The organism is Mycobacterium sp. (genome assembly GCF_032162105.1).
Lineage (GTDB): Bacteria > Actinomycetota > Actinomycetes > Mycobacteriales > Mycobacteriaceae > Mycobacterium.
Window position 1 is genome coordinate 1 of the sequence record NZ_JAVRPS010000462.1, and the last position, 23,088, is coordinate 23,088.

Annotated in this window: 24 protein-coding genes; 10 read left to right on the forward strand and 14 right to left on the reverse strand. The window is 67.1% G+C overall.

The annotated features are described in order from the left end of the window. Positions 1–1,079: sensor histidine kinase (locus QOC69_RS23695; protein WP_526444183.1), on the forward strand; the 1,079-nt coding region annotated here is incomplete at its 5' end. Positions 1,080–1,082: 3 nt separating this feature from the next. On the opposite strand, the gene QOC69_RS23700 is transcribed toward QOC69_RS23695, so the two are convergent. Then, complete coding sequence (locus tag QOC69_RS23700) at positions 1,083–1,487, reverse strand: HIT family protein (protein ID WP_526444185.1); 405 nt, start codon at positions 1,485–1,487, stop codon at positions 1,083–1,085. A 122-nt stretch (positions 1,488–1,609) separates the two neighbouring features. On the opposite strand from QOC69_RS23700, the gene QOC69_RS23705 reads away from it, so the two are divergent. Together QOC69_RS23705 and QOC69_RS23710 are read left to right on the forward strand one after the other, a co-directional pair. Beyond that, a complete protein-coding gene (locus QOC69_RS23705) occupies positions 1,610–2,857 on the forward strand; it encodes a bifunctional glycosyltransferase family 2/GtrA family protein (RefSeq protein WP_526444187.1) in 1,248 nt (415 codons plus the stop codon). Beyond that, positions 2,854–4,728: an ArnT family glycosyltransferase gene (locus QOC69_RS23710; protein WP_526444189.1), complete on the forward strand. Its 1,875-nt coding sequence runs from the start codon at positions 2,854–2,856 to the stop codon at positions 4,726–4,728. Before QOC69_RS23705 ends, QOC69_RS23710 begins: the two co-directional genes overlap by 4 nt. Here the strand turns inward: QOC69_RS23710 and QOC69_RS23715 are convergent. The 9 genes from QOC69_RS23715 to QOC69_RS23755 form a co-directional block, all read right to left on the reverse strand. Continuing rightward, positions 4,715–5,542: an SDR family NAD(P)-dependent oxidoreductase gene (locus QOC69_RS23715; RefSeq protein WP_526444191.1), complete on the reverse strand. Its 828-nt coding sequence runs from the start codon at positions 5,540–5,542 to the stop codon at positions 4,715–4,717. The genes QOC69_RS23710 and QOC69_RS23715 overlap by 14 nt on opposite strands. Before the next feature lie 32 nt (positions 5,543–5,574). Beyond that, entirely contained in the window at positions 5,575–6,006 is a 432-nt protein-coding gene (locus QOC69_RS23720; RefSeq protein ID WP_526444193.1) for a nuclear transport factor 2 family protein, read from the reverse strand. 10 nt (positions 6,007–6,016) lie between these two features. Then, entirely contained in the window at positions 6,017–7,144 is a 1,128-nt protein-coding gene (locus tag QOC69_RS23725) for an NDMA-dependent alcohol dehydrogenase (protein ID WP_526444239.1), read from the reverse strand. Between the two features lie 83 nt (positions 7,145–7,227). After that, positions 7,228–7,788, reverse strand: a complete 561-nt coding sequence (locus QOC69_RS23730; protein WP_526444195.1) for a nuclear transport factor 2-like protein — start codon at positions 7,786–7,788, stop codon at positions 7,228–7,230. Between the two features lie 14 nt (positions 7,789–7,802). Continuing rightward, entirely contained in the window at positions 7,803–8,009 is a 207-nt protein-coding gene (fdx, locus tag QOC69_RS23735; protein ID WP_526444196.1) for a ferredoxin Fdx, read from the reverse strand. Positions 8,010–8,018: 9 nt separating this feature from the next. Then, positions 8,019–9,368, reverse strand: coding sequence for a lanosterol 14-alpha demethylase (cyp51, locus tag QOC69_RS23740; RefSeq protein WP_526444241.1), 1,350 nt, complete (start codon positions 9,366–9,368; stop codon positions 8,019–8,021). A 2-nt stretch (positions 9,369–9,370) separates the two neighbouring features. Then, positions 9,371–10,234 (reverse strand): SDR family oxidoreductase, encoded by an 864-nt coding sequence (locus QOC69_RS23745; protein ID WP_526444198.1) that lies wholly within the window; start codon positions 10,232–10,234, stop codon positions 9,371–9,373. Continuing rightward, entirely contained in the window at positions 10,235–11,449 is a 1,215-nt protein-coding gene (locus QOC69_RS23750; RefSeq protein ID WP_526444200.1) for a cytochrome P450, read from the reverse strand. It abuts the gene before it with no gap. Beyond that, positions 11,446–12,063: a TetR family transcriptional regulator gene (locus QOC69_RS23755; protein WP_526444202.1), complete on the reverse strand. Its 618-nt coding sequence runs from the start codon at positions 12,061–12,063 to the stop codon at positions 11,446–11,448. Before QOC69_RS23755 ends, QOC69_RS23750 begins: the two co-directional genes overlap by 4 nt. 201 nt (positions 12,064–12,264) lie before the next feature. On the opposite strand from QOC69_RS23755, the gene QOC69_RS23760 reads away from it, so the two are divergent. The 6 genes from QOC69_RS23760 to QOC69_RS23785 are packed head-to-tail and all read left to right on the forward strand — an operon-like array spanning position 12,265 to position 17,793. Further along, the gene (locus tag QOC69_RS23760; RefSeq protein ID WP_526444204.1) at positions 12,265–13,734 is read left to right on the forward strand and encodes an aldehyde dehydrogenase; all 1,470 of its coding nucleotides are present in this window, start codon (positions 12,265–12,267) and stop codon (positions 13,732–13,734) included. Positions 13,735–13,744: 10 nt separating this feature from the next. Further along, positions 13,745–14,509 (forward strand): SDR family oxidoreductase, encoded by a 765-nt coding sequence (locus QOC69_RS23765; RefSeq protein ID WP_526444206.1) that lies wholly within the window; start codon positions 13,745–13,747, stop codon positions 14,507–14,509. Then, positions 14,506–15,390, forward strand: a complete 885-nt coding sequence (locus tag QOC69_RS23770) for an NAD(P)-dependent oxidoreductase (protein ID WP_526444208.1) — start codon at positions 14,506–14,508, stop codon at positions 15,388–15,390. Before QOC69_RS23765 ends, QOC69_RS23770 begins: the two co-directional genes overlap by 4 nt. A gap of 2 nt (positions 15,391–15,392) precedes the next feature. Next, a complete protein-coding gene (locus QOC69_RS23775) occupies positions 15,393–15,836 on the forward strand; it encodes a carboxymuconolactone decarboxylase family protein (RefSeq protein ID WP_526444210.1) in 444 nt (147 codons plus the stop codon). Further along, a complete protein-coding gene (locus QOC69_RS23780; RefSeq protein WP_526444212.1) occupies positions 15,826–17,064 on the forward strand; it encodes a hypothetical protein in 1,239 nt (412 codons plus the stop codon). Before QOC69_RS23775 ends, QOC69_RS23780 begins: the two co-directional genes overlap by 11 nt. Before the next feature lie 42 nt (positions 17,065–17,106). After that, entirely contained in the window at positions 17,107–17,793 is a 687-nt protein-coding gene (locus tag QOC69_RS23785; protein ID WP_526444214.1) for a DUF5642 family protein, read from the forward strand. Positions 17,794–17,802: 9 nt separating this feature from the next. On the opposite strand, the gene QOC69_RS23790 is transcribed toward QOC69_RS23785, so the two are convergent. From QOC69_RS23790 to QOC69_RS23800, 3 genes are read right to left on the reverse strand one after another with little or no spacing between them, the layout of a single operon-like run. Then, entirely contained in the window at positions 17,803–18,783 is a 981-nt protein-coding gene (locus QOC69_RS23790) for an EspA/EspE family type VII secretion system effector (protein WP_526444216.1), read from the reverse strand. Positions 18,784–18,815: 32 nt separating this feature from the next. Beyond that, positions 18,816–19,433, reverse strand: a complete 618-nt coding sequence (locus tag QOC69_RS23795) for a TetR/AcrR family transcriptional regulator (RefSeq protein WP_526444218.1) — start codon at positions 19,431–19,433, stop codon at positions 18,816–18,818. A 27-nt stretch (positions 19,434–19,460) separates the two neighbouring features. Next, positions 19,461–20,699, reverse strand: coding sequence for a cytochrome P450 (locus tag QOC69_RS23800; RefSeq protein ID WP_526444220.1), 1,239 nt, complete (start codon positions 20,697–20,699; stop codon positions 19,461–19,463). Between the two features lie 124 nt (positions 20,700–20,823). Here QOC69_RS23800 and purD point away from each other — a divergent pair, with 124 nt between their 5' ends. Then, a complete protein-coding gene (purD, locus tag QOC69_RS23805) occupies positions 20,824–22,092 on the forward strand; it encodes a phosphoribosylamine--glycine ligase (RefSeq protein ID WP_526444223.1) in 1,269 nt (422 codons plus the stop codon). Positions 22,093–22,119: 27 nt separating this feature from the next. Here purD and QOC69_RS23810 read toward each other — a convergent pair whose 3' ends face one another. Continuing rightward, positions 22,120–23,061: an alpha/beta hydrolase gene (locus tag QOC69_RS23810; RefSeq protein WP_526444225.1), complete on the reverse strand. Its 942-nt coding sequence runs from the start codon at positions 23,059–23,061 to the stop codon at positions 22,120–22,122. Between the last annotated feature and the right edge of the window lie 27 nt (positions 23,062–23,088).

Below are 23,088 nucleotides of genomic sequence, written 5' to 3' on the forward strand. Positions count from 1 at the left end.
GCTCGATCGACCACTCCGACGTGCAGTGGCGGGCGATGACCGTGCGCGGGTTGCGCGGTGAACTCACCACCGTGGCGATCGACTTGTCCGACGTGTCGTCGACGGTGCGCGCGCTGACCTGGTCGCAGGTCGGCCTCGGCGCGGCGGTGCTGTTGGTGTTGGGCATCGCCGGATACGCCGTCGTGCACCGCAGCCTGAGGCCGCTGGTCGAAGTGGAGCAGACCGCGGCCGCGATCGCCGCCGGAGAGCTCGACCGTCGCATCCCGCAACGGGATCCGCGCACCGAGGTCGGCCGATTGTCGTTGGCGCTCAACGGAATGCTCGCCCAGATCCAGCGCGCCGTGGCGTCGTCGGAGTCGTCGGCCGAACAAGCGCGAACCTCCGAGGACCGGATGCGCCGGTTCATCACCGACGCCAGCCACGAACTGCGCACGCCTCTGACCACCATCCGCGGTTTCGCCGAGTTGTACCGCCAAGGTGCGGCGCGCGACGTCGAGCTGTTGATGAACCGCATCGAGAGCGAGTCGTGGCGGATGGGTCTGCTCGTCGAGGACCTGCTACTGCTGGCCCGGCTCGACGCGCAGCGCCCGCTGGAACGGAACCGCGTCGACTTGCTGGCACTGGCCAGCGACAGCGTCCACGACGCGAGGTCGGTGGCGCCGGCGCGCGACATCAACATGGAGGTGTTCGACGGGCCGGGCACACCCGAGGTGCTCGGCGACGAGGCGAGGCTGCGGCAGGTGCTGAGCAACCTGGTGTCCAACGCGTTGCAGCACACGCCGGAGTCGGCGGGCATCGCGGTGCGCGTCGGCACCGACGGCGACAACGCGGTGCTCGAGGTCTGCGATGAGGGGCCCGGCATGACTGGCGAGGACGCCCAGCGGGTATTCGAGCGGTTCTACCGCACCGACTCATCGCGCGCGCGGGCCAGCGGCGGCACCGGTCTGGGGCTGTCGATCGTGGACTCGCTGGTGTACGCGCACGGCGGCACGGTCAGCGTCACCACCGCGCCGGGGAAGGGGTGCCGGTTCACCGTCAATCTGCCGCGCATCGCCGACGTGGCGGTGCCGGTCGGCTGACGCTCAGTCCAGTTCGGTCAGCGCCGACTTGATCTTGGCCTGCGCCTCGTCGAGCGACTCGGGCGATGGGTTGCGGTCGACGTTTGCGAAGCCGAAGTCGGTCAGGTTGTAGGCCGGGAAGACGTGCACGTGCAGGTGCGGCACCTCCAGCCCGGCGATGATCAGTCCCGAGCGCTCGGCGCCGAACGCCTTGCAGACGGCCTTGCCGATCTTCTGCGATACCGCCATCACGCGACCGAACGCCGCGGCGTCAACGTCCTGCCAGTTGTCGAGCTCGGCGCGCGGCACCACCAGCGTGTGACCCTGCGTCATCGGCTCGATCGTGAGGAACGCCACCACCTCGTCGTCCTCGTACACGAATCGGCCCGGCAGTTCCTTGTTGATGATCATCGTGAAGACGGACGGCATGGGCTCGAGCATGCTGGCCCGCCGCGCACGGCGTCAAGCAAGGCCGCCGGGCACGGGCGCTGCCAGTAAGTTCCCAGCCGAGGGTCAGATCGGTGGCAGCTTGCTCGGCGACGGTTGACGCCATGACCGACCTGGCACCTTCCGGCCCGGCCGAGCTGGAGGCATGCCCGGGGACTCCCGTCGGCAAGCGCGCCGCGGCCCGCGACTACGTCCTGGACATCGTGATCCCGGTGTTCGACGAGGAGCGCGACCTGCCAGGCAGCGTCCGGCGCCTGCACCACTTCCTGGCCACCGAGGTGCCCTATCCGGCCAGGATCACGGTGGCCGACAACGCCAGTACCGACGGCACCCTCGCAGTGGCGCAACAGCTCGCGCGCGAACTCCCCGACGTCGACGTCATCCACCTCGATGACAAGGGCCGCGGCGGCGCATTGCAGGAGGCGTGGATGTCGTCGACGGCGTCGGTCGTGGCCTACATGGACGTCGACTTGTCCACCGACCTGACCGCGCTGATGCCGTTGGTGGCACCCCTGATCTCGGGCCACTCCGACGTGGCGATCGGGTCGCGGCTGTCGGCGTCGTCGCGCGTGGTCCGCGGCCCCAAGCGCGAATTCATCTCGCGCAGTTACAACTTGATCCTGCGCGGCGCACTGGGTGCGCGCTTCTCGGATGCGCAGTGCGGGTTCAAGGCGGTCCGAGCCGACGTGGCGCACCAGTTGCTGCCATTGGTTGCCGACACCGGGTGGTTCTTCGACACCGAACTCCTGGTCATCGCCGATCGGGCGGGGCTGCGGATCCACGAGGTGCCCGTCGACTGGATCGACGACCCCGACTCCCGCGTCGACGTGCTGCACACGGCGGTCAACGACCTCAAGGGGTGCTGGCGGGTCGGCCGTGCGCTCGCCACCGGAGCGCTTCCGGTGCGCGAACTGCAGGCGAGTCTCGGCCGCGAACCGTTGATCCCTGGAGTACCCCACGGCATGGTCGGACAGCTGGTGCGGTTCGGGATCGTAGGCGTGGCAAGCACGTTGGCGTACGCCCTGCTGTATCTGATGCTGCACTCGACGATGGGCGCGCAAGCCGCCAACCTGACCGCGTTGCTGCTCACTGCCATCGCCAACACTGCAGCCAACCGGGCGTTCACCTTCGGCATCCGCGGCCGCGGCGGTGTCGCCCGCCATCAGATGCACGGGCTCGCGGTGTTCGCGTTCGGGCTGGCCATCACTAGTGGATCGCTCTACGTGCTGCACCGGTTCGACCCGACGGTCGGCAAGGTCGTCGAGTTGTCGATCCTGGTCGTCGCCAACCTGGTTGCCACCGTGGTCCGGTTCGTCGCGTTGCGGCGGGTGTTCGGGGTACACCGCATGTGAGTCGGAGTCGCTGGTCGCTCACCGCGCTGCTGATTGGCAGCGCGGTGTTGTATATGTGGGACCTCGGCGCGCAGGGGTGGGCCAACGCGTTCTATTCGGCTGCCGCCCAGGCTGGTTCGCAATCGTGGAAGGCGTTCCTGTTCGGATCGTCGGACGCGGCGAATTCCATCACGGTGGACAAGCCGCCGATGTCCCTGTGGCCGATGGCGTTGTCGGTGCGGGTGTTCGGCCTCAACCCATGGAGCATCCTGGTGCCGCAGGCGCTGGCGGGCGTGGCGACCGTGGCGCTGGTGTGGGACACCGTGCGCCGCAGGTTCGGCGACGTGGCGGCGCTGACGGCGGGTCTGATCTTCGCCCTGACCCCGGTGGCGGTGGCGATCTTCCGGCACAACAATCCCGACGCGCTGTTGGTGCTGCTGCTGGTGGCCGCGCTGTGGGCGACGCTGCGTGCCGTCGACGACGGGAGCACACGCTGGCTGGTGTTGTGCGGCGTGCTGGTCGGCTGCGGCTACCTGACGAAGCAACTGGTGGTCGTGGTGATGCTGCCTGCGCTGTTCGTCCCGTACCTGCTCGCGGGTCCGCCGTCCTGGGTGCGCCGGCTGTGGCAGGTCGCGCTCTCGCTCGTCGTCGCCGTCCTGGCCGGTGGGTGGTGGGTGGCGCTGGTGCAACTGTGGCCTGCCGACGACCGGCCGTGGATCGGTGGCTCGCAACAGAACTCGGAGTTGGAACTGACGTTCGGCTACAACGGGCTCGGCCGGATCAGCGGCCACGAGGTCGGCGCCGTCGGGGCGCCGGTGGAGTCCTCCGCGCCACTGGCGCACGGCCCCGACGGACCGGGATTCGGCCGGCTGTTCCAGGCCGAGCAGATCGGCCAGATCGCGTGGCTGCTGCCCGCGGCGGCCGTGTTCCTGGCGGTGCTGCTGGCCTGGCGGTGGCGGGCGCCGCGCCGCGACGCCGCGCGCGCGTCGGTGCTGGCGTGGGGGCTGTGGCTGATCGCCGCCGCCGGGGTGCTGAGCTTCATGGCCGGGATCTTCCACGCCTACTACACGGTGATACTCGGCCCGCCGATCGCGGCGCTGGTGGGGATCGGCGTCTCGGTGTGCTGGGAGCACCGCGTCCAGGTGTGGGCGCAGGCCGCCCTCGCTGCGGCCGGAGCCGCGACGGCCGCAACGGGATACGTGGTGTTGCACCATGTTCCGCACTACCAGCCGTGGCTGCGCTGGGTGTTGGTTGGCGCCATCGTCGTGCTGCTGGTGTGGCTGATGCGGGTCGACGCGCGATGGACGCGGCGGCGTGGCGTCCACGCGGTCGTGTTGGCGGCGCTCGTCGCGCTGGGTCTGGGGGGACCGCTGGCGTATGCGGTGACCACGGTGTCGCACCCGATGTCAGGGGCGTTGCCCGCCGCGGGCCCGCCGACGATATTGGCCGCCGCCCACCTGGCCGCGGCGGAGTTCAAGCGAGCCGAAACCGGTGCGCCCGCAATCGAGGAGGGCAGTTGCGGTCTGATGCAGGCGGGCACTCCGCGTGCCGACGTGGTTGACCGTCTCGAGGTGGACGCCGATCGGTTCACCTGGGTCGCCGCGACGGTGGGCTCCAGCTGCGCGGCGGGCTATCAACTGGAGACCGAGAAGCCGGTGATGCCGGTCGGCGGCTTCAACGGCTCCGACCCGTCGCCGTCGCGGAAGCAGTTCGAGCAACTCGTCGCCGCCCACCGCATCCACTACTTCATCACCATGACGGGGGACCACCGCGCCGACTACCACCGGGGCCAGCATCTGCTCGCCAGCGGCAAGATTCAGCAGTGGGTTCAGATGCACTTCGCGCCGATCGTGATGGGCGGAGTGACGATCTACGACCTCACGACGAGATGAACCGGTCGAGCTCGTCGATGGACCACGGCGGCGCATCGTGGTGGTCGCGGTAGGCCACGATGCCCGGGGCCGCACGGTCGAATCGGCCCACGAAACCGCCTGCGGCGATGAAGATCTGACCGGTGACGTCCTTGGCCAGGTCGCTGACCAGATAGGCATACGTGGGCGCGACGTACTCGGGCGGCGCGGCGTCGAGCGCGCCCTGCATGCTGACGTCATCGAGCAGACCGCGGCGATTGAGCTCGCCGATGTGCTCCTCGTAGGCCGAACCGGTGGACAGCCGCGTCCTCGCGCCGGGACACACCACGTTCGCCCGCACGCCGTATTCGCGTAGCTCCGCGGCGATCGCCAGCGTCAGCGCGTTGACCCCACCCTTCCCCGCCGGATACCCGGTGCCGCCGTAGTCACCGAGGAACGCGAACGAGCTGGTGTTGACGATCGCGCCCCCACCCCGGGCGATCAGCTTCGGCGCCGCCGCCCGGCACGTCTCGAACACCGTGCCGAGATGCGCTTCGAGAAGCTCGCGGAACTGCGCCGAGGTGACGGTCAGGATCGACGAACCGGCAGGCTCGGCGGTGCCCGCACAGTTGACCAGGATGTCGATCCCGCCGAATTCGGCGACGCAGGAAGCGATCAGCGCGTCGGCGGTGGCCGGGTCGGCGGGTGATCCCGCGAACCCGGTGGCGCTCCCGCCGATCCGTTCGACGGCCTCCGACACGGCGTTGGCGTCGCGGCCGTTGACCACGACACCGGCACCGTGGGCGGCCAGCAGTTCGGCGACGGCCAGCCCGATACCGCGGGAGCCGCCGACCACGACGGCGCCGCGGCCGGCCAGTGCGCGAGCGGTCAGCTCGGGTCCTCCTGGGCGAACTGCATGGCGTCCAGGTTCCAGAAGCCACGCAGGTTCGTGATCAGGCCTGCGTCGTCGACGCGGTAGGTGAATACGCCGCGCACCGTGGCGGTGAAGCCGTTCGGGAACAGCGTCCGCAACGTGAGGATATAGGCGATCTCCGTCGGAGAACTCGACGGGAACGTCTCTTCGCGGGTGACCGTCAGCTGGTTGGGGCCGATGTTCGCGTCGAAGAACGCCCCGACCGCCTCCTTGCCTCGCACGCCGTTGCCGTCCGGGTTGGTGACCGACTCGCCGATCGGATCCTCGATGAGGACGTCGTCGGTCATCAAGGCCAGCCAGCCTTCCTTGTCTCCGGCCTGTACGCACCGCCATGACGCCTCCGATGCGGTGACTACCGGCGACTTCTCGACTGTCTCTTGTGACAAGGTGTTCTCCCTACCGATCGGCGTCGGTGTAGCGGATGATGCCGCGAATGTTGCGACCCTCCAACATGTCCGTGTAGCCGTCGTTGACCTGCTCCAGCTTGTACTGCCGGGTGACCATGTCGTCGAGGTTCAGCTTGCCTGCCTTGTAGATCGACAGCAGGTGCGGGATGTCGTATTGCGGGTTGCCGCCGCCGAAGATGGTGCCCTGCAGGTTCTTCTGCATCAGGGTCAGCATCGCCAGGTTCAGCGTCACCTCGGTATCGAACAGGCTGCCGATGGCCGTCATCACGCAGGTGCCGCCCTTGGCCGTGATGCCCATGTAGCTGTCGACATCGGTGCCCTTGACCTCGCCGACGGTAACGACCACCTTCTTGGCCATCAGCCCATGGGTGGCCTCCGCGATGCCCGCCGCAGCGGCGTTGATGTCCGGATAGACGTGGGTGGCGCCGAACTTCAGCGCTTGGTCGCGCTTCCACTCCACCGGGTCGATCGCGAAGACGAACCGTGCCCCGGCGTTGACCGCGCCCTGCAACGCGGACATCCCCACGCCTCCGATGCCGACGATCGCGACGTCGTCGCCAGGGCGGATGTCGGCGGTGCGGACAGCAGAGCCGTAGCCCGTCGTCACGCCGCAACCCACCAGGCAGGCCACCTCGAACGGGATGTCCTTGTCGATCTTCACCACCGAGCTCTTGTGCACCACCATATAGGGCGTGAACGTGCCGAGCAGCGACATCGGGTACACGCCCTGCCCCTTGGCCGTCACGCGGAACGTGCCGTCGGATACCGCCACTCCACCGAGGAGTCCGGCGCCGAGGTCGCACAAGTTGCGCATCCCCGCCTGACATGACGGGCACTTGCCGCACGACGGGATGAACGACAGCACCACGTGATCGCCGGGTGCGATGTCCTCAACGCCGGGCCCCACCTCGGTGACGATGCCTGCGCCTTCGTGCCCGCCCAGCACGGGGAAGCCCGCCATCGGGAGACCGCCGGTGACCAGGTGGTGGTCGGAGTGGCACATCCCCGCCGTTTCCATCTGGATCTTGACTTCGTCCCTGACCGGGTCGCCGATCTCGATCTCCTCGATGGACCACGGCTGGTTGAACTCCCAGATGAGAGCGCCCTTTGTCTTCATCGCGACCTGCTTTCCGTAGGGGTGCATCCGAGACTAAGTTACCTACATCACAGCATGACCAACCAGGCGGTTGGCCGCCAGACCTACCAGATGGGAACGGGGCTCTTCCCGAGCGGGTAGTAGCCCGGCAGCTTCTCGCCGGCCAGGCTGCGCTCGATGCGCTTCTGCATGCCGTCGGACAGCTTGCCGGCCTTCATCAGGTCGAGGTAGAGCTTCTGGACGTGGCCGAAGTCGAAGAAGTCGCGCTGCCACTCGATCGTGCCCTGCGCGTCCAGGCGGAACCAGCTGCCGCCGATGCCATAGATCTCATACTGTTCGGTGGCTCCGTCCGTTCCGTCGGCTACGCCGACGACCTGCTTCCAGAACCCGATGATCTCGCCCTGCTTGTCGTCGATGACGACCTTCTGGTACGGGTAGGACCAGTTCTCCAGGCCGGCCATCTCCAGGCCGAGCGCGATGTCGCGGATCTCATCGATGCCGACGCACATCACGTCTTCCTTTGGCCCGATGTTCCAGCCGTAGGTGGCGTCGTCGGCGTAGAAGTCCGCCAACGGCTTCCAGTCGCCGGCCTTCTCGGCGTCGCGGTTGACTTGCAGCCACCGTTCGACCCAGTTCTCGAGTTCCTCGCGGGGAAATGCGGGCATGGGCTTGACCTTTCCTATTCCTGTTCCTCAACGATGGACAGTGCTTGCGTGGGACACGCCCACACGGCCTGTTCGACCTCGGCGCGGGCATCCTCGGGCGGTGTGGCGTCGAGGATCTCGACCTTTCCCCGCTTGGGCACCGTGAAGTAGTCCGGTGCCTCGACTTCGCACATGGCATGGCCCTGGCATAGATCCAGATCGACTTCGATGCGATAAGCCATCGTTGCCCCCTAAACGGCGCGCTTGCGGTAGCGGACCTTGGCAGGCCGATCCAGTTGGACCACCATCTTGCTGTGGTCGTTGCGGTAGGTGTCGGCAGGTTGCGCCATCTCGAACTCGTACTCGCGCAACAGAACCGAGAAGATGGCCTTGATCTGCATGGTGGCGAACGCGGCGCCGACGCAGCGGTGCCTGCCCGCGCCGAACGGGATCCAGGTCCAGCGGTTTGCGACGTCGGCCTGTTCGGGCTTGTTGTAGCGGTCCGGATCGAACGCGTCGGGATCGGGGAAGTCCTCGGGAATCCGGTTGCTGATCGCGGGGGAGGCGGCGACGAAGTCGCCATCGTGGACGGGGTAGCCCTGCACTTCGAATTCACCCTTGGCCACGCGCATCAGGATGATCAGCGGCGGATGCAGGCGCAGCGTTTCCTTGACCACGTTGTCCAGCAACGGAATCTGGCGCAGTGCATGGAAGCTGACCTCCTGGCCGTCCGCGTACAGATCCTCGAGTTCGGCGACGATGTCGGTGTAGACGTCAGGGTGGCGCAGCAGTTCGATCAACGTCCACGACGAGGTGCCAGAACTGGTGTGGTGGCCGGCGAACATCAACGAGATGAACATGCCGGTGACCTCGTCGGCGGAGAACCGGGCATTGCCGTCCTCGTCCTTGATCGACACCAGCACGTCGAGCATGTCGCGATCCGCCTTGTCCTTCGGCGGGTTGGCGAGCCGGCCGTCCATGATTTCCTGAACCAGCGCAACGAGTTTCACGCGTGCCTCGTCGCGGCGCTTGAAGCTCTCGATCGGCAGGTATGGGTCGACGTAGCACAGCGGGTCGGTGCCGCGCTCCAGTTCGTGGTAGTAGTGCGCGAATCGGCTGTCGAGCTGCTCGCGGAACTTCAGCCCGATCAGGCAGGCCGTGGAGGTGTAGATGGTCAACTCGGAGAAGAAGTCGAGCAGCTCGATCTCTCCGCTCTCGCCCCAGTCGGCGACGATCTTCTTGACTTCGCCCTCGATGGTGGCGGCATGCCCCTTCATCTGCTCACCGCGCAGCGCCGAGTTGTGCAGCATCTCCTTGCGCCGCTCGGGGCTGGCGTCGAAGACCACGCCCCGGCCGAAGATCGGCGTCATGAACGGATAGGCCTCGGCCTGATCGAGATCCTCGTCGGCAGAACGGAAGAAGAACTCGTTCGCTTCTGCGCCCGACAGGAAGATGACGTGCTTGTCGACGAGCTTGAACCAGCCGACGTCACCGCATTCATCGCGGATGCGGCTCATCAATCCGATGGGGTCGGTGCGGAACTCCTCGAGGTGTCCGTGCTCTTCCTCACCGCCCGAAACCCGTTGCACTTCCTTCGTGATCGTCACTTTGCCGAATCCCCTCTCGCTTCGCTCGTACCCTCCGAATCGGGCATCCCCTCGTCACCCAATGCGAGCTTCTGGCGGTCTTTCTTGTCGGCCAATGGCGCCTCCGGCTGCAGCTCCATCGATGCGATGAATCCACCGCGGGGGGTCTCGGCGACGAACGTGATGGCCCTGGCCAGATCGGCCGCACGTAAGAAGTAGTCGTGGCGCGCCTGGCCCCACTTGGCCCAGTCCTCGAGCGCGGGCCCGACGTCTTCGGCGGGCAGGCTCCAGCCCATCGAGGTCTTCGTCGGGCCGGGGTGCACGATCGAGGCGCGCACGCCGGTGCCCTCGAGTTCCATCTGCAGGTTGGTCACCATCGCCACTAGCGCAGCCTTGGCCGCGCCGTAGGCGCCCATGTGGGGACGCTGGCGCAATGCGACGTCGGATCCGACGAAGATGACGTCGCCGCGCTGACGTTCCACCATCCCGGGCAGCACCGCGGTGGCCAGTCGGTTCGCGCCGATGAGGTGGACCTGGATCTGCGACTCGAACTGGTCGGTGCTGATCTCGTGCAGCCGACCGAAGTACGTGTCACCTGCGCCGGCCACCAGCAGCTCGATCTCGCCCAGCGCGTCGATCGACTGTGAGACAAAGGACTTCACAGAACCGGGATCGGTGACGTCGAGGTGGAACGCGACGGCCTCGCCACCGTCGCCGCGAATCCGCTTGACCAGTTCGTCGAGTTTCTCCACCCGGCGGGCGCCGAGCGCGACCGGAAAGCCATGACCGGCCAGGTCGATCGCGGTGGCTGCACCGATGCCAGACGATGCGCCGGCGACGATGGCGGGCCTGCGGTCGGGAAGTGGTTCGAAACGGGGCATCTATCGGGCCTTCACGGTGATGGGCAGATGGGCGAAGCCGCGGACGTTGCTGGAGTGCACGCGGACGGCGTTGTCCTCGTCCACCTCGAAACCGCGAACTCGCTTGAACAGCTCCTCCAGCGCCACTTTCGCCTCCATGCGGGCCAGGTGGGCGCCGAGGCAGAAATGGGCGCCGCTGCCGAAACTGACCAGTTTGGAGCCGATGTCGCGGCCGATGCGGTATGAGTCGGGATCCTCGAACACCCGGTCGTCGCGGTTGGCCGACCCGGGCAGCAGGAGCAGTACGTCGCCGTCGGGAATCGTGGTGTCGTAGAGCGTCAGCTCTCCGGCCACGCTGCGCGCGAGGATCTGGCTGGACGTGTCGTAGCGCAACGTCTCTTCCACCCACGACGGGATGAGGGTGGCGTCGTCGAACACCGGCGCCAGCTGGTCGGGGTTCTTGAATCCCCAATACGCCGCATTGGCAAGCAGTTTCGTGGTGGTTTCGTTGCCTGCGACGACCATCAGGAACAAGAACGCCATGATCTCTTCGTCGGTGAGTTTGTCGCCATCGATCTCGGCCTCCACCAGCGCCGAGGTCAAATCGTCGGACGGCTTCTTGCGTCGCTGCGCGACCATGTCGGCGTAGTAGACCAGGAGTTCCGCTGAGGCCTGCATGGCCTCGGCGGGCACGTCGGCCACGCCTTCGTCGCGGTGCATGACGCCGTCGGCCAGGCCGCGGATGCGGTCCCGGTCGACCACGGGCACGCCCATCAGCTCGGAGATCACGTCCATCGGCAGCTTGCCCGCGAACTCGTCGACGTAGTCGAAGCTGTCCGACTGCAACGCGGCGTCGAGGTGTTGCACGGCGATCTCGGTGACGCGTGCCTCAAGCTCGCGGATCCGCCTGGGCGTGAAGCCCTTCGACACCAGCGTGCGCAACCGCAGGTGCCCAGGATCGTCGAGGGCGAGGAACGACATCACCTTGTGTGCGTCGGAGTTGCGCGAGATCGGATCGAGCGACACGCCGTACTTGTTGGACAACGTGGTGCTGTTGCGGAAGCCCTGCAGCACGTCGCGGTGCCGGGACACGGCCCAGAAGTTCCGTTCGTCGTTCCGGTACAGCGGCGCCTCGTCGCGCAGGCGGCGGTAGTACGGGTACGGGTCTTCGTGAAAGTCGTAGTCGTAAGGGTCGAGGACCGCGCCGTTGATCGGCTGGCCGGTATCCACTCTCATTGTTCCTCTCCAACGATCAGGCCGACCACGTAGCTCAGCCGATCGGCGATCTGGTGGTAGGTGTTGACCCCGCTGGCCGCGTTGATCAGCGCGCCGAAGTACGTCATCTCCAACGCAGCGACCACGCGGGCGTCGGCGGCTGGGCCGACCGCCGACTTGATCCGGCGATGGATCTCGGCACCGATGCGGTCGCGCACCTTACGGGTGGTGGGGTCGCTGCCGGTCAGCAGCGCCGTGGTGCAGGCCGCCGCCACCTCGGGCTCGTCGGCCACCACCAGTGCCAGGCTGCGCAGCGCCTTCTCGACGCGGCTCGGCATGGGCTCGTTGACGTCGGTGTAGTAGGGCACCTGGCGGACCAGGTCCAGATACACCTCGGCGATCAGGTGGTTCTTCGAGGAGAAGTAGGTGTAGGCCGTGGCTGGTGCGACCTTGGCGCGCGCGGCGACCGCCCGCACGGTCAGGTCGGCGAAGGACGATTCGCGCAACATGGCCATGCCGGCGGTGAGAACCTTGCGGAAGGTCTCCTCCTGCCGCCGGTTGCGCGGCGGATCGTCGGGTCCGGGCCCCGAAGACCGGGCCGCCTCCGTGATTGCAACCACTGCATCGCTGGACACATGTCCAAGTTATCCGACGACAGCGCCACTAGGCAAGCTTGCCGTGGAAAATGGTGTCGCGAAGTGCATAAACCGGAGTCCTCTCGGTTGCCACCGCGACCCACCCTTGCGACCGGCACGTGCCTGAGGTTATGGTTCGACTGAAGATAGCCGGACAGTTGTCCAGCATTCACACCGAGGCTTGGCACACGGGAGTTCCGAATGGCGCTACTGGGCGACCGCGAGAGTCGACTGCTCATCGACGGACAGTTGGTGGTGGGCAGTGGGGGCACGTTCCCGACGGCCAACCCCGCCACCGAGGAGGTGCTCGGTGTCGCGGCCGACGCGAGCACTGACGACATGGGCCGGGCGATCGGGGCCGCGCGCACCGCGTTCGACGACACCGACTGGTCCACCAACACCGAACTACGGGTGCGGTGCATCCGGCAGTTGCAGCAGGCGATGCGCGACCACACCGAAGAACTGCGGGAGCTGACGATCGCCGAGGTCGGGGCGCCGCGCATGCTGACCGCGGGCGCGCAGCTCGAGGGGCCGGTCGAGGACCTGAGCTTCGTCGCCGACACGGCCGAGTCCTACTCGTGGAGCGTCGATCTCGGTCGTGCGACGCCGCAGGGCATCCCCACCATCCGCACCCTGGCGCGGGAGGCCGTCGGCGTGGTCGGCGCGATCACGCCGTGGAACTTCCCGCACCAGATCAACCTGGCCAAGGTCGGCCCGGCGTTGGCGGCGGGAAACACGTTGGTACTCAAGCCCGCTCCGGACACCCCGTGGTGCGCGGCGGTGCTTGGCGAGCTGATCACCGAACACACCGACTTTCCCGCGGGCGTCATCAACATCGTCACCTCCAGCGACCACGCGGTCGGTGCGCTGCTGTCCAAGGATCCGCGCGTCGACATGGTGTCGTTCACCGGGTCGACCACGACGGGGCGCGCAGTGATGACCGACGCCGCGGCGACCATCAAGAAGGTCTTCCTGGAGCTGGGTGGCAAGTCGGCCTTTCTGGTGCTGGACGACGCGGATCTGGCCGGCGCATGCGCGATGTCGGCGTTCACCGCCGCCATGCACGCCGGCCAGGGCTGCGCGATCACCACCCGCCTGGTGGTGCCGCGGGCGCGTTACGAGGAGGCCGTCGAGGCCGCGGCCGCAACCATGGGTTCGATCAAGCCCGGCGATCCGACCAGCAAGCGGACCGTCTGCGGCCCCGTGATCTCGGCGCGCCAACGCGACCGCATTCAGGGCTACCTGGACCTGGCGCTGGAGGAGGGCGGCAAGTTCGCCTGCGGCGGTGGGCGACCGGCCGACCGCGACACCGGCTTCTACATCGAGCCCACCGTGATCTCCGGGCTGACCAACGACGCACGGGTGGCCCGCGAGGAGATCTTCGGGCCGGTCCTGACCGTCATCGCCCACGACGGCGACGACGACGCCGTGCGCATCGCGAACGACTCGCCCTACGGGTTGTCGGGCACGGTGTTCGGCGCGGATCCGGAGCGGGCCGCCGGGGTGGCGGCACGCCTGCGCGTCGGCACCGTCAACGTCAATGGCGGTGTCTGGTACTCCGCGGACGCAGCGTTCGGCGGCTACAAGCAGTCCGGCATCGGCCGGGAGATGGGCCTGGCCGGTTTCGAGGAGTACCTCGAAACCAAACTCATTGCGACGGCAGCGAATTAAGGAGAGTTCTGTGGGCTTGTACGGCGATCAGTTCAAGGACAAGGTGGCCATCGTCACCGGGTCCGGTGGTGGTATCGGCCAGGCTTACGCGGAGGCACTCGCACGCGAGGGTGCGGCCGTGGTGGTCGCCGACATCAACGTCGAGGGTGCCCAGAAGGTCGCCGACGGCATCAAGGGTGAGGGTGCCCGGGCGTTGGCCCTGCGGGTGGACGTCAGTGATCCCGATTCGACGAAGGAGATGGCGGCTCAGACCCTGGCCGAGTTCGGTGGCATCGACTACCTGGTGAACAACGCCGCGATCTTCGGCGGGATGAAACTCGACTTCCTCGTCACCGTCGACTGGGACTACTACAAGAAGTTCATGAGCGTGAACATGGACGGTGCGCTGCTGTGCACCCGTGCGGTGTACCGCAAGATGGCCAAGCGTGGCGGCGGGGCGATCGTCAACCAATCCTCGACGGCGGCATGGCTGTACGCCAACTTCTACGGTCTTGCCAAGGTCGGCATCAACGGCCTGACCCAGCAGCTGTCCCGCGAACTCGGCGGCCAGAACATCCGGATCAACGCGATCGCGCCTGGCCCCATCGACACCCAGGCGAACCGGACCACGACGCCGCAGGAGATGGTCGCCGACATCGTGAAGAACATCCCCCTGTCGCGGATGGGCGAACCCGAGGATCTGGTCGGCATGTGCCTGTTCCTGCTGTCGGATCAGGCGAAGTGGATCACCGGACAGATATTCAACGTCGACGGCGGACAGATCATCCGGTCATGAGTACTCGACCTGGCGATGAGCGCTCGCACGAAGGGCAAAACCTGAAGCTCGGCTACATCGGCCTCGGCAACATGGGTGCGCCGATGGCGAAACGCCTTGTCGAGTGGCCGGGCGGGCTGACGGTCTTCGACGTGCGGGCCGAGGCGATGACGCCGCTGGCCGAGGCGGGTGCCACGTTGGCGGACAGTGTCGAGGATGTGGCGACCGCCGACATCATCAGCGTGACCGTGCTCAACGACGCGCAGGTGCGTGAGGTCGTCGGCGAGTTGGCGGCCAGCGCCAAGCCGGGCACGGTGATCGCGATTCACTCGACGATCAGCCCCGACACCGCCGTCGAACTCGCGGCACAACTGCATCCGCAAGGGATCCACGTCGTCGACGCGCCGGTCAGCGGTGGCGGTGGCGCAGCCGAAAAGGGGGAGCTGGCCGTGATGGTGGGCGCCGAGCGCGAGGCCTACGAGCGGATCAAGCCCGCGTTCAAGCAGTGGGCGTCGCTGGTGATCCACGCGGGCGAGCCAGGCGCGGGCACCCGAATGAAGCTGGCCCGCAACATGTTGACCTTCACCTCCTATGTCGCGGCATGCGAGGCGATGCAGTTGGCCGAAGCGGCAGGTCTGAACCTGCAGGCCCTTGGCCGGGTGGTGCGTCACAGCGATGCCCAGAGTGGTGGACCAGGCGCGATCATGGTCCGCGAGGACATGACACAGCTGACGCCTGATCATTGGCTACACGACGCGTTCACCCACACCCGCGGTCTCGGCGAGAAGGATCTGAGCCTGGCGTTGGCGTTGGGTGAGACGATGGACGTCGACCTGCCGCTCGCACAGGTGGCACTGAAGAATCTGGCTGCCGGACTCGGCGTTCCACACGCAAAGGAGTGAGCATGGACGAACTGCGCCGCAAGGGTCTCGACAAGATGAACGAGGTCTACGCGTGGGAGATGCCCAACATCGAAGGCGATGACTTCTTCGCGCTCACCGTCGACCACCTCTTCGGCAGCATCTGGACCAGGCCCGGATTGTCCATGCGCGACAAGCGATTGATGACGCTGTCGGTGGTGACCGCACTCGGTCTGCAGGACCTCACCGAGGTACAGGTCAACGCGGCCCTGGAGAACGACGAGCTCACCGAGGACGAGCTCAAGGAGATGGCGATCTTCCTGACCCAATACGTCGGCTTCCCGCTGGCCTCGGGGCTCAACGGAGTGGTGAGTCGCGTCACCGGCAAGCGCAAGAAGGCGGCGGCCAAGGGTGACGGCGTCGACAAGAAGGCGAACGTCAATGCGGCGGTCAAGATGAGTACCGGACGTGCCCTCGATGAACAGTAGGTACGCCGCGCTGACGCGGGATGAGCTGGCCACCCTGCTTCCCGAACTGCTGCTGGTCGGACAGCTCATCGACCGGTCCGGAATGGCTTGGTGCATCTCGGAATTCGGGCGCGAGGAGATGCTGCAGATCGCCATCGAGGAGTGGATGGGCGCCAGCCCGATCTACACCAAGCGCATGCAGAAGGCGCTCAAGTACGAGGGCGTCGACGTCATCACGATCTTCAAGGGCCTGCAGCTCGACATCGGCGCTCCACCGCAGTTCATGGACTTCCGCTACACCGTCCACGACCGTTGGCACGGCGAGTTCCACCTCGACCACTGCGGCGCGCTGCTCGACGTCGAGCCGATGGGCGAGGACTACGTGCGCGGCATGTGCCACGACATCGAAGACCCGACCTTCGACGCCACCGCCGTCGCCACCAACGCGAAGGCGCAGATCCGGCCCATCCACCGCCCGCCGAGGACGCCGTCGGACCGTCACCCGCACTGCGCGTGGACGGTGATCATCGACGAGTCCCATCCGGAGGTCACCGGCATCCCGGCGCTCGAGATCGTGGCGGCCAGCCGCGCGGCCTCGATCGAACTCGACCCGATCGACCCGTCCGACGAGGGCCTGGCCGATTACTCCGGTCCGCTGCTGTCGGACGTCGACTTCGGCGCGTTCTCTCACTCGGCACTGGTCCGGATGGCGGACGAGGTCTGCCTGCAGATGCACCTGCTGTATCTGTCGTTCGCGATCGCGGTGCGCGCCAGGGCGGGAAGCGATACGGCACTTGCCGATTCGATCTGCACCAAGCAGCTGATCGGCATCGCAGGCGTGGCCGCAGAACGGATTCACCGGGCGCTGTCCCTGCCGGGTGGCGTCCCTGGTGCGCTGCGGGTTCTCGAGCTGCACCCGCTGCTCAACCCGGCGGCGTACGTCTTAGTCGACGTCGCCGCCGGATCGAACTCAGACTTCGTGCACGTGCGGAGGTCGCCGGCCTACGAGGACGGCGCCTGGATCTCGTTGTGCTCGCCGGTCGCGGACAAACCGCTACAGGCCATCGTCGCCGCCGTCGACCCGCACCTACGCGCCGAACTGTCCGGCACCCAGTCCGACTGGACGGTGCGGGTGGTCGAAACCGGCACCCCGGCCAAGGAGTTCGGCGAGGTCTCGGTGGCCAAGATCAGTGGCGGTGCGTCATGGGTGTTCGAGGAGCGAAAGTCGTTGCCGCTCACGGTCGTGTAGGAAGTGTGTTTGGTGGCCATGGTGGTCGCTTAGGCTTGGGTCATGGTGCTTAGCCGACGGCTCGCTGCGTTGCTGACGGTGCTCTGCGCGGCCGTCGCGCTGTCGGGTTGTTCGGCTCCCAAGACTGGGCCCGAGAGTGCTCCGACGTCGGCCGAGGCAGCTGCCGAGTACGACCTCGCAAGGCTCGCCGTGATGCACGACGACTTCCCGCCGGGCTTCATTCCGTTTCCGTTCGAATTGCGCAAGTTGCAGCCAACCTACGTCGACCAGGTCAGTGCGGCGGTGTCCTACGGAAGGCCGTTCACCGTCGACCCGCCGCAGTGCAAGTCCCTGCTCAAGCCGGTGGACGGGCAGGCGGGGGCGGACTCGAACGGGAGTCGCGCCGATGGCCCAGACAAGCAGTCGATCAGCGTCGCGGCCGATATGCCGGTATCTGTTCCGGCCGAGATTCCTGCGACGGGCTGTAATCGGATGACGTATACGGTGCAGGACGACAGACACCCCTCGAATGGCACCGCCGAACGCATCACTGCCCCGAGCATCGGCGGGGCCACCACATTTGCGCTCAAAATCGTCGTCGACGGCTTCCCGCAGCCCGAATACTTCTACGCCGCGATCCTCGATGAGCGCGTGTTCGTCGACGTCAATGCGCGGCTGAACCCGGGTGTGCAGGCAGACCCCCTACTCGCCGACCTACTGGTGAAGGCGGTTGCTGCGATCCGAGGTTAGTGGCTGAGGTCAACGCGGATTCCCGTAGTTGGGGTCTGGCACCCAGACCCCCGAGCCGGGTATGAGTTCCATTTCCCAAGGTTGGCCGAGCGCCTGCTGGTCGATGATCACGATGTCATTGAGGTCTAGTGGTGCTTGGGGCGGATGCGGTTGGTAGGACGGGCTGCTGGGGTCGGGTACCCAGGTCCCCGAGCCCGGTACGAGTTCCATCAATCCGGGACGGCCGAGGGTCCCTGGGTTTAGATGCTCGATGTCGTTGAGGTCCAGTGGTGCTTCAACCGGGGTAGGCCGGTAGTCGGGGCTATTGGGGTCGGGTACCCAGGTTCCGGACCCTGGGACGAGTTCCTTGAATCCGGATGGCCCGAACGTCTTGGGATCTTTCGGGTCGTAGGGGGAGAGCTGCACGATGTCGTTGAGATCGAGTGCAGTCTTGGGTACGTCGCCCTTCTCGTCACCGTCGCCCTTGACGTTCATGGGCTCGGCGCCAGGAGACTCCTTCGGTTGCCTCAATTCGTCGTACTCGCCGCCCAGTCCGCGGATGCGCTGCGCGATCGCGGCGAGATCGCCGTTGGACCGATTGATGATGTCCGTCAACTCGCCTGAGCCCTTGCTAACCACCGACCACAGCATCCGATCGCCAGCCGCGGTCCGCGGGACCGTTGCCGCGGCGTCGACCACCCACTGCCTGACGGCGTCCAGGTCGCGGCGGCCGGCCGCTACCACCGCGGCCGAGCGGTCGACTTCCGCTCCGAGCCGCTTGTCCAGATCGGCCAGGTTGCCGAGGGTGCGGGCATGCCTGCTGTTCGCCTCGGCGTAGGTGTCAGACCCCGAACCCGTCCAGTTCGAACCCGGCGCCGCCGACGTCACGTCATCCTGCAATCCGCGCAGCTGACCACTCCGATCGAGCTGGGCTCCCTCGCTCGGAGTGCCCTGACCAAAGGTGGTGCGGGCCTGGGACCACGTCGAGAGGAATCCATCAAGCGCGCTCACTCCGACCGACCTCCTCGCGTATCAAGCCCAGCCTAAGGCCCGGCAATGCTCCTACGGGACGGCAAAACTGCCCCGCCCACCCAGCGTCTCAGATACTCGCGGAGGTCCTCGCCCGTCCGCGGCGGGCGGCCGGGGTCGATGACGAACGACTGGATGATCCGAAGCAGGTGCTCGGCGAACTCGTCCAGTTCGTCGTCGGTGAATCCCAGTGCGGTCCAGTCGACGTCGAAGCGGCGCACCATCGAGTTCGCGAACTCCTGGGCGACGTCCGACGTCACCGATTCGGTGTGCACGTTGGCGCGGTCCGGCGCCAGCAGGAGGCCGATGTGCTTGTCCTTCGGCAGCCACTCCAGCGCGGTGGCGATGGCCTCGGCAACCGCCTCGACGGGGTCGGTGATGCCGTGCAGGTGCTGGGCCAGCCGCTCGTGGAAGTCGGCAGCGGCGTGCACCGCGGCGGCCACCAGCAGTGCGTCGGTGCTGGGGAAGTAGCGGTACACGGTCTGGCGGGTGACGCCCAGGGTGCGGGCGATGTCGGCGATGCTGAAGTCGGCGCCGCGCTCGTCGATGGCCTTGCCCGCGGCGTCCAGAATCCGGGCGATGGCCTCGCCGTCGGTCGCGGGAGCCGATCCCGACCAGCCGTGGGTGCGCACGCCGCAGATACTAGCTGGGTCCGGGCCTCAGCCGTGGTATGCGACCTGCAGCTTCTTGACGCCGTTGATCCAGCCCGACCGAAGACGTTGCGGCTCGGCAAGTTTAGCGATGTTCGGAACCTGATTGGCGAGCTCGTTGAAGATCAGCTTGATTTCCATCCGGGCCAGGTTTGCCCCGACGCAGTAATGTGCGCCGTTACCGCCGAAGCTCAAGTGCGGGTTGGGATTCCGCATCACGTCGAAGTTGAACGGGTTGTCGAAGACGGAATCGTCGTAGTTGGCGGAGCTGTAGAACAGGCCGACCCGCTGACCCTCGCGGATGGTCACCCCGCCGAGTTCGACGTCGGTCAGTGCGGTGCGCTGAAAGCAGTGCACCGGAGTGGCCCATCGGACGATCTCGTCGACCGCGGTGGCGGGCCTCTCGCGCTTGAAGGTCTCCCATTGCTCCGGGTTCTCGAAGAACGCATTCATGCCGTGGGTCATGGCGTTGCGGGTGGTCTCGTTGCCCGCGACGGCGAGCAGGATGACGAAGAACGCGAACTCGACTTCGTCCATCGACTCACCGTCGATGTCGGCCTCGATCAGCCGGGTGACGATGTCGTCGGCTGGACACCGGCGTCGCTCCTCGGCCATGTTGTAGGCGTAGCCCATCAATTCGGCGTTGGCGGCCATCGGATCCGAGTCGAAGTCGGGGTCGTCGGTGTTCATGATCGAGTTGGTCCAGTGGAACAACTTCTCCCGGTCGGCCTCGGGAACGCCGATCAGATCGGCGATCGCCATCAGTGGCAGGCTCATCGCGACGTCGTCGACGAAGTCGCCTTTCTCCTTCTCGGCCGCGGCGGCGACGATGTCCCGAGCGGCCACCGCGAGCTTCTCCTCCAGCGTCGCCACGGCCCGCGGGGTGAACAACCGCGAGACGATCTTGCGCAGCCGGGTGTGTTCGGGCGCATCGTGGTTGATCAGTAGCGCCTTGGTCAGCTCCAGTTGGTCGCTGGTGGTGCCGTCGGGCAGCACCATCACCGCGCCCTTGCGGTTGGTGGACCACAGGTCGCTGTTCTTCGAGATGGACTTGACGTCCTCGTGACGGCTGATCACCCAGTAGCCGCCGTCGTCGAAGATCGACTCACCCTGTTCGTTCCACCAGACCGGTGCGGTCTTGCGCAGTTGGGCGAACTCGCTCACCGGGATGCCCTTGAGCAGGACGTCGGGGTCGACGAAGTCGAAACCTGGAGGAAGGAAGGGGCAGCCGGTCTCCGCAGTCGTCATGCGATTCCTCCTCGTGTGAGCCAGAGCACTTTGTCTAAGACCATACACCTGGAAGTCAAGTGTATGCCCGTGAGTGGTCGGCATTGCGGACCCTCCGACGGCGCTGCGATTAGGGTGTGCAAACGTGCGCGTCCTCGTCATCGGATCCGGAGCCCGTGAACATGCGCTGCTGCTGGCGCTGCGGAGAGACCCCGAGGTGGAGGAGTTGGCCGTCGCGCCCGGCAATGCGGGCACCGCGATCATCGCCGACCAGTACGACGTCGACATCACCTCCGGCGAGGCCGTCGTCGGGTTGGCCCGACGCCTCGGCTCGGACCTGGTGGTGATCGGACCCGAGGTGCCGTTGGTGCTTGGTGTGGCCGACGCCGTCCGCGCCGCCGGGATCGCCTGCTTCGGGCCGACCAGGCAGGCGGCGCGGATCGAGGGCTCCAAGTCGTTCGCCAAGGACGTGATGGCCGCTGCGGGCGTCCGCACCGCGACCAGTGAGATCGTCGACAACCCTGCCCATCTCGACGCCGCGCTTGACCGGTTCGGGACGTCGGCGGGTGATCGAGCATGGGTGGTCAAGGACGACGGCCTCGCCGCGGGCAAGGGTGTCGTGGTGACCGCCGATCGCGACGCCGCAAGGGTCCATGCCGCGGCCCTGCTCGACTCGGGCCACCCGGTGCTGCTGGAGTCGTTCCTCGACGGTCCCGAGGTGTCGCTGTTCTGCGTGGTGGACGGTGAGACGGTGGTCCCGCTGTTGCCTGCACAAGACTTCAAGCGGGTCGGCGACGGCGACACCGGTCCCAACACCGGAGGCATGGGCGCGTATTCGCCGTTGTCGTGGCTGCCCGAGGACGTGGTCAGGGCCATCGTCGACGACGTCGTCAAACCCGTTGCGGCCGAACTCGTCAGACGGGACTGCTCATTCTCCGGTCTGCTCTATGCCGGGTTGGCGATCACGTCGAGTGGCCCCTCGGTGGTCGAGTTCAACTGCCGGTTCGGCGATCCCGAGACCCAAGCCGTCCTTGCGCTGCTGGAGACTCCGCTCGGACAACTGCTGCGGGCCGCTGCCACCGGCGAGTTGACTACCCACCCACCGCTGGTCTGGCGCGACGGCGCCGCGGTCGCCGTGGTGCTGGCCGCCGAGAACTACCCCGGCCGGCCGCGCGTCGGCGACGTCATCGCCGGCTCGGAGGCCGACGGTGTGCTGCACGCAGGCACCAGGCGTCGCGACGACGGGGCGGTGGTGTCCTCGGGCGGCCGGGTGCTGTCTGTGGTCGGGACCGGAGCGGACCTGGGCGCCGCCCGCGATGCCGCGTACTCACTCATCGGGTCGATCCGCTTGCCGGGCAGCCACTTCCGTACCGACATCGGGCTAGCGGCGGCCGAGGGCCGGATCAGCCTCTAGGGCGAGGTCAGTCCCTGCTCGGCGAGGTTAGGCGACCAGAAGCGGTGCCAGCCAGGCGATCTCGGCGGGCTGCTGCGAGCTCCAGAATGCGCCGTCGTGCCCGCCCGGCGAGAAGCCGCCTGCCGGCGGGTTGGGCAACTGGGCGATGAACTGCTTGGTGGCCGAGTAGAACGGATCGCTGTTACCGCAATCGATCCGGATCGGGATCGACGCCAACGCGGGCAGTCCCCAGACGCTGTTGGCGGCATAGTCGTCGGCGCCGTCGAACGCCCCGGGAGCCGTCCCGCCCGATGACGTCCACAACGCCGGGCTGACTGCGCATATCGCCGCCGTACGGGCCGGACCCAGTCGTGCGCCGAGGAGCAGGGCGCCGTAGCCGCCCATCGACCAGCCGAGGAACCCGACCCGCGACGTGTCCAGGCCCTGACCGGCCAGCATCGGGATCAGTTCGTCGAGCACCATCCCGCCGGAGTCCTCACCGGACGCCCGCTTGTGCCAGTAGCCTCCGCCGCCGTCGACGGCCACGACTGCGAACGGCGGGATGCCCTCGGCGACGGCCTGGGCCAGGCCCTGCTCGACGCCGCCTGCCATCACCCCTGCCGCGTCCTGGCCCTTGCCGTGCAACGCGATCAGCGGCCGCAGCGGCGCAGTCTGCCCTGGCGGTCTTGCGATCGCCCAATTGGTCGGCACGCCGCCGCGCGCCGCCGAGACGAACGACCCCGTGACGTAGGTGGGGGCTGCCTCAGCGGCCGGCGCAGGGAGCGGTGGCGGCGCCAGTGGCGCACCGACACTCGTCATCGACACCGGCGGCGCAGTGACTTGGGGATCGAGCAACGTGGATCCGAGAGCGTAGGCACCCGCCGCACCGGCCGCGCCGCCGATGCCGAGACGCAGAATCGTGCGACGGCTCAACTGTGTTGTCTGCTCTTCGGTTGTCTGCGCTTCGCGCAAGCGGCTCGTCGCTGACATGCGCGACATCATGCCATCGCGCGCTGG